Annotated in this window: 8 protein-coding genes, 1 tRNA gene and 1 rRNA gene; 3 read left to right on the top strand and 7 right to left on the bottom strand. The window is 41.3% G+C overall.

Annotation, left to right across the window (positions count from 1 at the left end; all coding sequences use genetic code 11):
• Positions 1-94: 94 nt before the first annotated feature.
• The 3 genes from INP93_RS03755 to gmhB all read right to left on the bottom strand — a co-directional run bounded on the left by INP93_RS03755 (position 95) and on the right by gmhB (position 2708).
• Positions 95-170, bottom strand: a tRNA-Glu gene (locus tag INP93_RS03755).
• A gap of 112 nt (positions 171-282) precedes the next feature.
• Positions 283-1822, bottom strand: a 16S ribosomal RNA gene (locus INP93_RS03750).
• Between the two features lie 331 nt (positions 1823-2153).
• Positions 2154-2708, bottom strand: coding sequence for a D-glycero-beta-D-manno-heptose 1,7-bisphosphate 7-phosphatase (gene gmhB, locus INP93_RS03745; protein ID WP_049373859.1), 555 nt, complete (start codon positions 2706-2708; stop codon positions 2154-2156).
• A 173-nt stretch (positions 2709-2881) separates the two neighbouring features.
• Here gmhB and metN point away from each other — a divergent pair, with 173 nt between their 5' ends.
• The 3 genes from metN to INP93_RS03730 are packed head-to-tail and all read left to right on the top strand — an operon-like array spanning position 2882 to position 5471.
• Entirely contained in the window at positions 2882-3919 is a 1038-nt protein-coding gene (metN, locus tag INP93_RS03740; RefSeq protein ID WP_049373858.1) for a methionine ABC transporter ATP-binding protein MetN, read from the top strand.
• Entirely contained in the window at positions 3909-4601 is a 693-nt protein-coding gene (locus tag INP93_RS03735; RefSeq protein ID WP_049373857.1) for a methionine ABC transporter permease, read from the top strand. The genes metN and INP93_RS03735 overlap by 11 nt, the downstream gene beginning before the upstream one ends.
• 39 nt (positions 4602-4640) lie before the next feature.
• Positions 4641-5471, top strand: coding sequence for a MetQ/NlpA family lipoprotein (locus INP93_RS03730; RefSeq protein ID WP_197545171.1), 831 nt, complete (start codon positions 4641-4643; stop codon positions 5469-5471).
• Positions 5472-5658: 187 nt separating this feature from the next.
• Here INP93_RS03730 and rpoC read toward each other — a convergent pair whose 3' ends face one another.
• The 4 genes from rpoC to rplJ all read right to left on the bottom strand — a co-directional run bounded on the left by rpoC (position 5659) and on the right by rplJ (position 15277).
• Complete coding sequence (gene rpoC, locus INP93_RS03725) at positions 5659-9909, bottom strand: DNA-directed RNA polymerase subunit beta' (protein ID WP_005697359.1); 4251 nt, start codon at positions 9907-9909, stop codon at positions 5659-5661.
• A 124-nt stretch (positions 9910-10033) separates the two neighbouring features.
• A complete protein-coding gene (gene rpoB, locus INP93_RS03720) occupies positions 10034-14062 on the bottom strand; it encodes a DNA-directed RNA polymerase subunit beta (protein WP_049369662.1) in 4029 nt (1342 codons plus the stop codon).
• A gap of 297 nt (positions 14063-14359) precedes the next feature.
• Positions 14360-14731 carry a 50S ribosomal protein L7/L12 gene (gene rplL / locus INP93_RS03715; RefSeq protein ID WP_005697375.1) on the bottom strand — a complete coding sequence of 124 codons (372 nt, stop codon included), beginning with the start codon at positions 14729-14731 and terminating at the stop codon, positions 14360-14362.
• A gap of 54 nt (positions 14732-14785) precedes the next feature.
• A complete protein-coding gene (gene rplJ / locus INP93_RS03710; protein WP_005694693.1) occupies positions 14786-15277 on the bottom strand; it encodes a 50S ribosomal protein L10 in 492 nt (163 codons plus the stop codon).
• Positions 15278-15400: the final 123 nt, after the last annotated feature.

Raw genomic sequence — 15400 nt, 5'->3', positions numbered from 1 at the left:
TTTTTCTTATCCTTAAAGGACTTGAAAGTCTCTTCAGTTTTTCAGCTTGTTTCCTGGTTGTTAAAGAACAGAAGATAATAAAGTTATCTTTATTTGGCGTCCCCACGGGGATTCGAACCCCGGTTACCGCCGTGAAAGGGCGATGTCCTAGGCCTCTAGACGATGGGGACAACAAATAAAGATACTCTATCTTACACTTTGCTTACGCACTTTTCTCTCTTCATTCATTTTCTACAATATATCAATCAATCTGTGTGGACACTTATTGTCTCTCGTTTTTGGTAAGGAGGTGATCCAACCGCAGGTTCCCCTACGGTTACCTTGTTACGACTTCACCCCAGTCATGAATCATACCGTGGTAAACGCCCTCCAAAAGGTTAAGCTATCTACTTCTGGTACAACCCACTCCCATGGTGTGACGGGCGGTGTGTACAAGGCCCGGGAACGTATTCACCGCAACATTCTGATTTGCGATTACTAGCGATTCCGACTTCATGGAGTCGAGTTGCAGACTCCAATCCGGACTTAGACGTACTTTGTGAGATTCGCTCCAGCTCGCACTCTCGCTTCCCTCTGTATACGCCATTGTAGCACGTGTGTAGCCCTACTCGTAAGGGCCATGATGACTTGACGTCATCCCCACCTTCCTCCGGTTTATCACCGGCAGTCTCCTTTGAGTTCCCGACCTAATCGCTGGCAACAAAGGATAAGGGTTGCGCTCGTTGCGGGACTTAACCCAACATTTCACAACACGAGCTGACGACAGCCATGCAGCACCTGTCTCAGAGTTCCCGAAGGCACCAATCCATCTCTGGAAAGTTCTCTGGATGTCAAGAGTAGGTAAGGTTCTTCGCGTTGCATCGAATTAAACCACATGCTCCACCGCTTGTGCGGGCCCCCGTCAATTCATTTGAGTTTTAACCTTGCGGCCGTACTCCCCAGGCGGTCGATTTATCACGTTAGCTACGGGCGCCAAGCTCAAAGCTCAACCCCCAAATCGACATCGTTTACAGCGTGGACTACCAGGGTATCTAATCCTGTTTGCTCCCCACGCTTTCGCACATGAGCGTCAGTACATTCCCAAGGGGCTGCCTTCGCCTTCGGTATTCCTCCACATCTCTACGCATTTCACCGCTACACGTGGAATTCTACCCCTCCCTAAAGTACTCTAGCGACCCAGTATGAAATGCAATTCCCAGGTTAAGCCCGGGGCTTTCACACCTCACTTAAGTCACCGCCTGCGTGCCCTTTACGCCCAGTTATTCCGATTAACGCTCGCACCCTCCGTATTACCGCGGCTGCTGGCACGGAGTTAGCCGGTGCTTCTTCTGTAGTTAACGTCAATCACCTAGTCTATTAAACTAAATGCCTTCCTCGCTACCGAAAGAACTTTACAACCCGAAGGCCTTCTTCATTCACGCGGCATGGCTGCGTCAGGGTTGCCCCCATTGCGCAATATTCCCCACTGCTGCCTCCCGTAGGAGTCTGGGCCGTGTCTCAGTCCCAGTGTGGCTGGTCATCCTCTCAGACCAGCTAGAGATCGTCGGCTTGGTGAGCCTTTACCTCACCAACTACCTAATCCCACTTGGGCTCATCCTATGGCATGTGGCCCGAAGGTCCCACACTTTCATCTCTCGATTCTACGCGGTATTAGCTACAGTTTCCCGTAGTTATCCCCCTCCATAAGCTAGATTCCCAAGCATTACTCACCCGTCCGCCACTCGTCATCAAAGAAGCAAGCTTCCTTATGTTACCGTTCGACTTGCATGTGTTAAGCCTGCCGCCAGCGTTCAATCTGAGCCATGATCAAACTCTTCAATTCAAGTTCAATCGCTCAATACTGCTGACATAAAATGTCACTACTTAAAAAAGTATTATGAATTTCTAGTTAGCACCTATTAAGACTTCAAAATTAAAAAATATTTTTAAAACAAGTCAATCAACAAGTGCCCACACAGATTGTCTGATATATTGTTAAAGAGCAAAAAAGAACGACGCACTGTTTTTTCTTAAGAGTCACAACAGCGCGTCGTTGTGTGGGGCGTATTATAGGCATTTCAGACACCTTTGCAAGATCTTTTTGTAAAAAAATGTAAATTTTTTATTGATTGAAGATCTTTTCGCCTATTCGCACAAAAAATAGATCATTTTTGTTACTTAATTAATCGTTTTGCTATTCTTGGCAAATCTGCAATGGAATCCAAAACATAATCAGCGAGATTCTCACCCTCTTCTGTAATAGGTTTGCCTGTTCGCACTAAAATATTCGTTTTCACTTTTGCACCAATGCCTGCTTTAAGATCTTCAATCTTATCACCGACCATAATAGATTGTGCAGGATCGATTCTCAGCGCTTTAATCGCCTCTAATAACATGCCTGATTTCGGTTTTCGGCATTCACAGTCTTCTTTATATTCGCCTTTCCCTTCTGGATGATGAGGACAATAGTAGATGCCATCTAAATCCACACCACGATCAGCTAACGACCAATCCATCCATTCTGTAAGTTGTAAAAACTGATCTTCTGAAAAATATCCACGTGCAATGCCTGATTGATTGGTCACTAAAACTAAAAGATATCCCATTTCTTTTAATGCTTTTAATGCATCAATGCTGCCTTCTATGAATTGGAAATCATCAATTTTATGGACATAACCATGGTCGATATTTAAAGTGCCATCACGATCTAAAAAAACAGCTTTCTTCATATATTTTCTCATTTATCTTTTCTTAAGACAAAATTATCCCTTTTATCCTTAATATAAGCAATAATAAGTCATAACCGATCCGTCTAAAAAAGATCCCCTAAGATATTGACACAGCATTCTAGACGTCTAGAATACAAATGAAATTCAAATATTAACTGAGAACAAGGGCTTATATGATTAAGCTAAATAACATTACGAAGATTTTTACACTTCCAGATAAAAAACTGACCGCACTTGATAATGTTTCATTACATGTGCCTAAGGGACAGATTTGCGGTGTCATTGGCGCCTCTGGTGCTGGTAAAAGTACACTTATCCGTTGTGTAAACTTATTAGAAAGACCGACTCACGGTGCAGTGATTATCGATGATGTGGATCTGACTCAACTTTCTGAAGCAGAATTAGTGAAAACACGCCGTCAAATCGGCATGATTTTCCAACATTTTAATTTGTTGACCTCTCGAACCGTTTTTGAAAACGTGGCATTGCCACTTGAATTAGAAAATAAACCGAAAGCAGAAATTCAAGAAAAAACGACCGCACTTTTAGCGCTTGTTGGATTAAGTGATAAACATAATGTGTATCCTGCTAATCTCTCTGGTGGTCAAAAACAACGTGTAGCTATTGCGCGTGCACTTGCAAGCGATCCAAAAGTCTTACTTTGTGATGAAGCGACTAGCGCATTAGATCCGGCTACAACTCAATCCATTCTAAAATTATTAAAAGAAATCAACCGCACTTTAGGTATCACCATTCTTCTTATTACCCATGAAATGGAAGTGGTTAAACGCATCTGCGATCAAGTTGCCGTAATTGATAAAGGCCGTCTGATTGAACAAGGCACGGTTAGCGAAATTTTCTCTAATCCGAAAACAGAATTGGCCCAAGAATTTATCAGTTCGACTTTCCACATTACATTGCCGGAAGAATATTTAGAAAATTTATCTGATACGCCAAAACATGCCAAATCGTATCCGATCATCAAATTTGAATTTACTGGTCGCTCCGTCGATGCCCCATTACTTTCTCAAGCATCGAAAAAATTTGGCGTAGAGCTCAGTATCTTAACCTCACAAATTGATTATGCCGGTGGCGTAAAATTTGGCTTTACCATTGCGGAGGTTGAAGGTGATGAAGATGCGATTACGCAAGCCAAAGTTTATTTAATGGAAAATAACGTTCGAGTAGAGGTGCTAGGCTATGTTCAATGATTTATGGGCAACATTTAGCCAACAATTCCCCGATAATTTTGCGAGTTTATTAACGGTATCGACCATTGAAACGGTTTATATGTCAGTATTATCGACATTAATTGCCGCTTTATTAGGCTTACCACTGGGTTTTTTAACCTTTTTAACCAATAAAGGGGCGATTTTAGAAAACAAAAAACTCAATGCGTTTTTAAACGTCATTATTAATATCGGGCGTTCAATTCCTTATATTATTTTATTACTCGCTTTAATTCCGCTAACGAGCTGGTTGCTTCCTGGCGGCAGTATTGGTTCTAATGCAGCGATTGTCTCATTAAGTGCAGCCGCAACGCCATTTTTTGCACGTCTTACGAGTAATGCACTTTTTGAGATCCCAACCGGTTTGACTGAAACAGCAAAAGCTATGGGCGCAACCAATTGGCAAATTATTCGTAAATTCTATTTGCCTGAATCCCTACCTACGCTCATTAATGCGATTACGCTCACTTTCGTGACATTAATTGGCTATACCGCCATGGCGGGAACCCAAGGCGGTGGCGGTTTAGGAAGCCTTGCCATTAACTATGGTGTCTATCGCAATATGCCATCGGTAACTTGGGCAGCAACGATTGTTATCGTGATTATCGTGATGCTCAGTCAAAAATTAGGCGACACGCTCGCAAAACGAGTGGATCACCGTTAATTATTTTCTATACCATTTTATTCACAACAAGGAAAAAACATGAAATTAAAAAACTTATTTGCTATCACCGCTATCGCATCAACATTAGTATTAACAGGTTGTAAAGAAGAGAAAAAAGCAGATGCAGCATCAACTACACCTGCTCCAACATCAATCAAAGTTGGTGTAATGGCTGGTCCTGAGCACCAAGTTGCAGAAACTGCTGCAAAAGTCGCAAAAGATAAATACAACTTAAATGTTGAATTTGTTTTATTCAATGACTACGCATTACCAAACACTGCTGTATCTAAAGGTGATTTAGATGCTAACGCAATGCAACACAAACCTTATTTAGATGAAGATGTAAAAGCAAAAAACTTAAACAACTTAGTGATTGTTGGTAATACCTTTGTTTACCCGCTTGCTGGCTATTCTAAAACCATCAAAAATGTAAATGAATTAAAAGACGGTGCGAAAGTTGTGGTGCCAAATGACCCATCAAACCGTGGTCGTGCATTAATCCTTCTTGAGAAACAAGGTTTGATCAAACTTAAAAATTCTAACGATCTTCTTTCAACTGTCGCAGATATCGTTGAAAATCCGAAAAACTTAAAAATTTCTGAAGTAGATACCTCTGTTGCAGCTCGTGCATTAGATGATGTTGATCTTGCTGTTGTAAATAACACTTATGCGGGTCAAGTTGGCTTAAATGCACAAGATAATGGCGTATTCGTAGAAGATAAAGATTCTCCATACGTAAACATCATCGTTGCACGTACTGATAACAAAGACAGCAAAGCGATCCAAGATTTCGTGAAAGCATACCAAACTGAAGAAGTTTACCAAGAAGCGAAAAAACACTTTAAAGATGGCGTTGTAAAAGGTTGGTAATCTCATCTTAAGCAAAATATTTCAAAGCCACCGATAAGGTGGCTTTTTTATTGATTAAAAGAAAGTGCGGTCATTTTTACGATACTTTTCCAAACGAAAAACGCATCAAAAACTGACCGCACTTTCTGTATTAAGATAATAAAAAACCCGAGCCTAAACTCGGGTTTTCTTTTTTAGCAATTAGCGATTACTCCGCATCATCTGCCATATTAAGCATTTCTGCTAAGTTAGTTGTTGCATCATCTGCTGTCATCACGAATTCATCAGCAATTGCTGCTTCATCGTCTTCAGACAATTTAATCACAACATCGTCTACAATACGTTTTTTGTGACGACCTTGGTGATACGCAAAACCAGTACCAGCAGGGATTAAACGACCTACGATTACGTTCTCTTTCAAGCCGCGTAATTCATCACGTTTACCCGCCACCGCTGCTTCAGTAAGCACGCGAGTGGTTTCTTGGAACGATGCCGCAGAAATGAAGGATTCTGTCGCCAATGACGCTTTGGTAATACCAAGTAATTCACGTTCGAATTCAACTGGTGGTTTACCTTCCGCTTCACGTTTACGGTTTACAATTTTCACGCGAGCCACTTCAACTTGTTCCCCTTCAAGGAATTCGCTGTCATAAGCTTTCGTGATGACTGCTTTACGTAACATTTGACGTACGATAACTTCGATGTGCTTATCGTTAATTTTTACCCCTTGTAAGCGGTAAACTTCTTGCACTTCGTTCACGATATATTCAGTTACAGCACGAACACCGCGTAAACGTAAGATATCATGCGGAGTCTCTGCACCATCAGAAATCACGTCACCACGTTCAACCATCTCACCTTCAAATACGTTGAGTTGACGCCATTTTGGAATCATTTCTTCGTAGATTTCACCTTCAGTTGGGGTGATTAATAAGCGACGTTTACCTTTGGTTTCTTTACCAAAGGACACGATACCTGAAATTTCTGCCAAGATTGCAGGCTCTTTCGGTTTACGTGCTTCGAATAAATCAGCAACGCGTGGAAGACCACCGGTAATATCTTTAGTACCCACAGATTCTTGTGGAATACGTGCAAGTGGTTCACCCACTTTCACTTCCGCACCGTCATCTAAACTTACGATTGCTTTACCTGGTAAGAAGTATTGCGCAATAACGTCAGTTTCAGGTAAGAAGATATCGTTACCTTTTGCATCAACTAATTTGATGGTTGGACGTAAATCTTTACCTGCTGTTGCACGTTCACCCACGTCTTGTACCACGATAGAAGAAAGACCGGTTAATTCATCCGTTTGACGCGTTACAGTTAAACCATCCACGATATCAACGAATTTCACAAAACCTGATACCTCAGAGACAACTGGCATAGTATGTGGATCCCAGTTTGCCACTGTTTCACCCGCGGATACTTCTTGACCGTCTGCTTTATTCAATACAGTACCGTAAGGCACTTTATAGTGCTCTTTCGTACGACCAAATGCATCAGTTACGGTTAATTCAGTATTACGAGAAGTTAAAACTAATTTACCTTCGTCATTAACAACGAATTTCGCATTAGCAAGGTGTAAAGTACCGTTGTTTTTGATTTGTACGCTAGATTCTTTCGCTGCTGCAGAAGCTGCACCACCGATGTGGAACGTACGCATGGTTAACTGTGTACCTGGTTCACCGATAGATTGAGCAGCGATAACACCAACTGCTTCACCTTGGTTGATGAGGTGACCTCGCGCTAAGTCACGACCGTAACATTTCGCACATACACCGAAGTCAGTATCACAAGTTACAACAGAACGTACTTTTACGCTGTCCACTGAGTTTGCATCTAACACATCACAAAGTTTTTCATCTAATAAAGTGTTACGTGCAATTAATACTTCTTCTGTACCTGGTTTATACACATCTTCAGCCACAACACGACCTAACACTAATTCGCGAAGTGGAACTTTCTCATCGCCACCTTCAATTAATGGAGTCATGACTAAGCCTTCGTGTGTACCACAGTCATCTTCAACGATCACTAAGTCTTGCGCTACGTCAACTAAACGACGAGTTAAGTAACCAGAGTTTGCTGTTTTTAATGCGGTATCCGCCAAACCTTTACGCGCACCGTGGGTTGAAATAAAGTACTGAAGTACGTTCAAACCTTCACGGAAGTTCGCTGTAATTGGGGTTTCGATGATCGAACCATCTGGACGCGCCATCAAACCACGCATACCTGCTAACTGACGAATCTGAGCTGCAGAACCACGCGCACCCGAGTCTGCCATCATAAAGATACTGTTGAAAGAAGCTTGTTTCTCAGGGTTACCTTCACGGTTGATGACTTCTTCCTGAGATAAGTTTTCCATCATTGCTTTCGCTACGCGCTCATTTGCTGCAGCCCAAATATCGATTACTTTGTTATAACGCTCACCTGCTGTTACAAGACCAGATTGGAACTGTTCTTGAATTTCAGCCACTTCAGCTTCCGCTGCAGAAATAATTTCGTATTTTTTCTCTGGGATAACCATATCGTCGATACCCACAGAAGAACCTGAACGAGCCGCATAAGCAAAACCGGTATACATAATATGGTCAGCAAACATTACCGCTTCTTTCAAACCTAAACGACGATAAGCTTCGTTGATAAGTTTAGAAATTGCTTTTTTACCTAATGTTTGATTAAACAATGAATAAGGCATACCTTTTGGCGCGATCATCCATAAGATTGCACGACCGATAGTGGTATCGGTTAATGTGGTTTTCTCTTCGAATTCGCCAGCTTCATTTTTCACATATTCAGTAATACGTACTTTAACGCGAGAATGTAACTCTGCTTCACCTGTGCGATAGGCTTTTTCAGCTTCGCGTGGATCTTGCAATAACATGCCTTCGCCTTTACCGTTCACTTTTTCACGGGTCATATAGTAAAGACCTAATACCACGTCTTGTGATGGAACGATAATAGGATCACCGTTTGCTGGTGAAAGTACGTTGTTGGTTGACATCATTAACGCACGCGCTTCTAACTGCGCTTCAAGTGTTAATGGTACGTGAACCGCCATTTGGTCACCATCGAAGTCCGCGTTGAACGCCGCACAAACGAGCGGGTGTAACTGGATTGCTTTACCTTCGATTAGAAGTGGTTCAAACGCTTGGATACCTAAACGGTGAAGTGTCGGTGCACGGTTCAATAGAATTGGGTGCTCACGAATAACTTCTGCCAAGATATCCCAAACGATCGCGTCTTCACGCTCAACCATTTTCTTAGCCGCTTTGATTGTAGTTGCATAACCACGGCTTTCTAATTTTGCGTAGATAAACGGACGGAATAATTCCAATGCCATTTTCTTCGGTAAACCACATTGGTGTAAGTGCAAGTATGGACCTACAGTGATTACAGAACGGCCTGAATAGTCAACACGTTTACCTAATAAGTTTTGACGGAAACGACCTTGTTTACCTTTGATCATATCCGCAAGTGATTTCAATGGACGACGGTTAGAACCCGTAATCGCACGACCACGACGACCATTATCTAATAACGCATCAACAGATTCTTGTAACATACGTTTTTCGTTACGCACGATAATATCTGGTGCGATTAAATCTAATAAACGTTTTAAACGGTTGTTACGGTTGATCACGCGACGATATAAATCGTTCAAGTCAGAAGTTGCAAAACGACCACCATCTAATGGTACTAACGGACGTAAATCTGGTGGAAGTACTGGTAATACAGTCATCACCATCCACTCTGGTTTATTACCAGACTGTTGGAAAGCTTCTAATAATTTTAAGCGTTTAGTGATTTTCTTACGTTTTGTTTCAGAGTTAGTTTCTTGTAACTCTTCACGTAATTTTTCACATTCCACTTCAAGATCAATACCTTTAAGTAAATCTTGAATTGCTTCAGCACCCATTTTCGCTTCGAATTCATCTTGCCAGCGGTCTTCTGCATCAAGGAATTGTTCTTCAGTTAATAACTGTCCACGTTCCAAATCGGTCATACCCGGTTCGGTTACGATGTACATTTCAAAGTAAAGCACACGCTCAATATCACGTAACGGCATATCAAGTAATAAACCGATACGGGACGGAAGTGATTTTAAGAACCAAATATGTGCAACTGGACAAGCCAATTCAATGTGGCCCATACGTTCACGACGCACTTTAGTTTGTGTTACTTCAACACCACATTTTTCACAAATCACACCACGGTGTTTTAAGCGTTTATATTTACCGCATAAACATTCGTAATCTTTTACTGGCCCGAAAATACGTGCACAGAAAAGACCGTCACGCTCAGGTTTGAACGTACGATAGTTGATTGTTTCAGGTTTTTTAACTTCACCAAATGACCAAGAACGGATCATGTCTGGAGAAGCTAACCCAATTTTAATCACATCAAAATCTTCACTGGTTTTTGATTGTGCTTTTAAAAACTTAACTAAGTCTTTCACAAATAGTCTCCTGTCGGAGTTAAGGGTTTCAAAGGGCGGTCAAAAATATCTTGTTTTTTAACCGCACTTCGGCGATTTCTTCCTTTTGCTTCCCCTGCCGAACAGGGGAAGACCGGTTTGTCGATTACTCTTCGTCTAGCTCGATATTCAAACCAAGTGAACGGATTTCTTTCATAATTACGTTGAAAGATTCCGGTGTACCCGGATCCATTTGTTGGTTGCCACCGACGATGTTTTTATACATCTTCGTACGGCCGTTCACGTCATCGGATTTCACAGTTAACATTTCTTGTAAGGTATAAGCCGCACCATATGCTTCAAGTGCCCATACCTCCATCTCACCGAAACGTTGACCACCGAATTGTGCTTTACCACCAAGTGGTTGTTGAGTAACAAGACTATAAGAACCTGTTGAACGAGCATGCATTTTGTCATCAACTAAGTGGTTCAATTTGAGCATGTACATATAACCTACGGTTACTGGACGCTCGAATTTCTCACCAGTACGGCCATCGTATAACGTGATCTGACCTGAAGTTGGTAAGCCACCAAGTTTCAACATTTCTTTGATTTCTTGCTCATCAGCACCATCAAACACTGGTGTTGCTACCGGTAAACCTTTACGTAGGTTTTCTGCTAAACGCATGATTTCGTCATCACTAAAGGTGCTTAAATCCACTTTTTGTGCGCCATGACCTAAATCGTATGCTTTTTGCATATAGCCACGAAGTTTCTCAACATCTTGTTTTTGTTTGATCATCGCATTGATTTGATCACCGATACCTTTAGCAGCTAAGCCTAAGTGGGTCTCTAAGATCTGACCGATGTTCATACGAGATGGTACACCCAGTGGGTTCAATACGATTTCAACCGGTTGACCGTTTTCATCGTATGGCATGTCTTCCACAGGGTTGATTTTTGAGATAACACCTTTGTTACCGTGACGACCCGCCATTTTATCACCCGGTTGGATGTGACGTTTCACCGCTAGGTAAACTTTAACCACTTTTAACACGCCTGGTGCTAGGTCATCGCCTTTAATGATTTTCTTACGTTTTACTTCAAGTTTGTGTTCAAACTCTTTACGTAACTCTTCATATTGCTCAGCAAGCTGTTCTAATTGGTTTTGTTTTTCTTCATCTGAAATGGTTTGTTCTAACCATTTTGTGCGATCCATTTTATCTAATTGAGCCGCATCAATACCGCCAGCGATAAGGACATTGCGCACACGAGCAAACAGGCCAGCTTCTAAGATTTCTAATTCATCAGAAAGGTCTTTCTTAGCTTGTTTTAACTGCATTTCTTCAATTTCTAATGCACGTTTGTCTTTTTCTACGCCATCACGGGTGAAGACTTGAACGTCAATTACAGTACCGCTTACGCTATTTGGTACACGTAATGAAGAGTCTTTCACATCAGATGCTTTTTCACCGAAGATTGCACGTAACAATTTTTCTTCTGGTGTTAATTGAGTTTCGCCTTTAGGGGTGACTTTACCGACTAAGATGTCGCCACCTTTTACTTCAGCCCCCACATACACGATACCAGATTCATCCAATTTGCTTAATGCAGATTCACCTACATTTGGAATATCCGCAGTGATTTCTTCAGAACCTAATTTAGTATCACGCGCCACACAAGATAATTCTTGAATGTGAATTGTCGTGAAGCGGTCTTGTTGTACAACACGCTCAGAAACTAACATTGAGTCTTCAAAGTTATAACCGTTCCAAGGCATGAATGCCACACGGATATTTTGACCTAATGCTAATTCACCTAAGTCTGTTGAAGGACCATCTGCTAACACTTCACCACGGTTAATTGGATCGCCTAAATTCACACAAGGAATTTGGTTGATACAGGTATTTTGGTTAGAACGGGTGTATTTAATTAAGTTATAAATATCGATACCCGCTTCGCCTGCTACGGTTTCGTCTTCATTTACTTTGATAACGATACGAGAAGCATCAACATATTGAACTGTACCACCACGTTTCGCGACAACCGCCACACCTGAGTCTAGTGCGATTGGTTTTTCCATACCTGTACCCACTAACGGCTTATCAGCACGTAAAGTAGGAACCGCTTGACGTTGCATGTTCGCACCCATTAAGGCACGGTTCGCATCGTCATGCTCTAAGAATGGAATTAACGCTGCTGCCACAGATACCACTTGTTGGGTTGAAACGTCCATATAGTGAATTTCTTCTGGTTTATAAAGACCTGATTCACCACGTTCACCACGTGCAGTAACGAATGCATCTGTAAAGCGATTGTTCTCATCAAGGTTTGAGTTCGCCTGTGCAATGATGTAGTTTGCTTCATCAATTGCAGATAAATATTCGATTTCTTCGGTTACTTGACCATCAACCACTTTACGATATGGCGTTTCTAAGAAACCATAATCGTTAGTACGAGCAAACGCAGAAAGTGAGTTGATCAAACCGATGTTTGGACCTTCAGGGGTTTCGATTGGACATAAACGACCATAGTGAGTGTTATGTACGTCACGCACCTCAAAGCCAGCACGTTCACGCGTTAAACCGCCTGGACCTAATGCAGAAATACGACGTTTGTGTGTTACTTCTGATAATGGGTTGTTTTGGTCCATGAATTGCGAAAGTTGTGAAGAACCAAAGAATTCTTTCACTGCCGCTGAAATTGGTTTTGGATTAATTAAGTCTTGTGGCGTGATCGCATCTAAATCGCCTAAAGATAAACGCTCTTTAACTGCTCTTTCTACACGAACTAAACCAATACGGAATTGGTTTTCTGCCATTTCACCCACAGAACGAATACGACGGTTACCCAAGTGGTCGATATCATCCACTTCACCACGACCATTACGGATGTCGATGAGTTTTTTCATCACACGAATGATATCGTCGTTACTTAAAATCCCCGTACCCTCGCCTTCAGGAATACCTAACGAGCGATTAAACTTCATTCGACCTACTGCAGATAAATCATAACGTTCTGCAGAGAAGAATAAGTTATTGAATAACGCTTCTGAAGATTCTGGTGTAGGTGGTTCACCTGGACGCATCATACGATAGATTTCATATAATGCACTTACACGATCGTAAGTTGGATCAACACGTAATGTTTCAGAAATATACGGACCGTAATCTAAGTCATTAGTGAATAATGTTTCGATCACTTTATAGCCTGCTTGCGATAATTTCGCTAAGACTTCTAAAGAAATCTCGCCATTTGCTGGGCAAATAATTTCACCTGATTCAAGATCAACGTAATCTTTCGCTGCGACTTTACCTGCGATATATTCAGTTGGCACTTCAACTTGTGTCACATTATCTTTTTCTAATGCTTTGATGTGACGAGCAGTGATACGACGACCGCGTTCTACATAGACTTTGCCATTTGCTTCGATATCAAACGTCGCCGTTTCACCACGTAAACGTTCTGGCACTAATGTCATGAGTAATTTATTGCCAGCGATCTCGAAAGTTACTTTGTCGAAGAATAAGTTTAAGATTTCTTCAACGGTGTAACCTAACGCACGTAAAATAATGGTTGCCGGTAATTTACGACGACGGTCAATACGCGCATATAAGTTATCTTTTGGATCAAATTCGAAATCTAACCAAGAACCACGGTAAGGGATAATGCGTGCGTTATAAAGCACTTTACCTGAAGAGTGTGTTTTACCTTTGTCAGAATCAAAGAATACGCCCGGGCTACGGTGTAATTGTGAAACGATAACACGCTCAGTACCATTGATGACAAAGGTACCGTTGTCAGTCATTAATGGGATTTCACCCATATATACTTCGCTTTCTTTAATGTCTTTGACTGCGCGTGATGAAGACTCTTTATCGTAGCTAACTAAACGTAATTTTACACGTAAGCCTGCTGCATAAGTTGAACCACGAATTTGACATTCACGTACATCAAATTCTGGCTCTTCTAGACGGTAATCAACATATTGTAATTCTGTATAACCGTTATTGCTTACGATTGGAAAAACAGAACGGAATGCAGCTTCTAAGCCTTGTTGACCTTCAGGATCTTTTTGAATGAATTTATCAAAAGAATCTAATTGGATAGTTAATAAATAAGGTACATTTAAAACTTGCGGACGTTTGCCGAAGTCTTTACGAATTCGTTTTTTCTCAGTATAGGAGTAACCCATTATTGGTTTTCCTCTGTAAATTTTAGTGAGACCGAGTTGATATAAAAAAAGTGCGGTCAAATTAATTGACGTTTTTATTTATATCGGAGATTGACGCCGTTTCGGATACCGCACTCTGAACCTTACTTCTGTAGTGGGCTACTTAAATTAAAACGTCTGATTAATTTAAGTGGAAACAGATACCATTAAACGGAAAATGCCTATCTGTTTTTTTGTGCTGTTTTTGATAGCACAAAATGGCTGATGGTAAACCACCAGCCATTAAGCCTGAGAAACAGGACATAAGTGAATCAAAAATTATTTGATTTCTACTTTTGCACCAGCTTCTTCTAATTCTTTCTTAAGTGCTTCAGCTTCTTCTTTAGAAACGCCTTCTTTTAAGTTAGCTGGAGCAGATTCAACTAAGTCTTTAGCTTCTTTTAAGCCTAAACCAGTTGCACCACGTACTGCTTTGATAACTGCTACTTTGTTAGCACCAGCTTCAGCAAGAACTACGTCGAATTCAGTTTTTTCTTCTGCCGCTGCTGCTGCACCGCCAGCTGCTGGAGCTGCTGCTACTGCTGCTGCAGAAACACCGAATTTTTCTTCCATCGCTGCGATTAATTCAACGATTTCAGTTACAGATTTAGAAGCGATCGCTTCAATGATTTGTTCGTTAGTTAATGACATAACAATCAATTCCTAAAATTAATAAAGTTAAATGAAGTAAGAAACGCTTAATGATTAAGCTGCTTCTTGTAATTTGTCGCGTAATGCCGCAAAAGTGCGAACAAGTTTGCCTGCCGCAGCTTCTTTCATTGTGCCCATTAAACGTGCAATTGCTTCTTCGTAAGTTGGTAATGTTGCTAAGAATTCAACATCTTGGATCTTACCTTCAAAGGCTGCACCTTTAATTTCAAACTTATCGTTTGCTTTAGCAAAATCTTTGAACAAACGTGCTGCTGCACCTGGGTGTTCGTTAGAGAATGCGATAAGTGTTGGACCTACAAACGTATCTTGTAAGCATTCGAAATCAGTGCCTTCAACCGCACGACGTAATAAAGTATTACGAACAACGCGCATTGTTACACCAGCTTCACGAGCTGCTTTACGTAATTCAGTCATTTTATCAACAGTTACACCGCGAGAGTCCGCGATTACTGCTGAAAGTGCACCTTTGGCTGCTTCATTTACTTCAGCAACAATTGCTTGTTTGTCTTGAAGATTTAATGCCATTGGCTTTTAGCTCCTGAATACACTCCGATTTCTCGGAATTAATTTACCTCATCGAAAGAGTTATCTTTCAGACTAGGACGACTTCGGTGCCCAGAAGCAAGAAATATTCTTATTCTGTTCACC

Origin of the sequence: Haemophilus parainfluenzae (genome assembly GCF_014931415.1) — a bacterium.
Taxonomy (GTDB): domain Bacteria; phylum Pseudomonadota; class Gammaproteobacteria; order Enterobacterales; family Pasteurellaceae; genus Haemophilus_D; species Haemophilus_D parainfluenzae_AF.
This window is presented reverse-complemented; position numbering and strand designations above follow the sequence as displayed.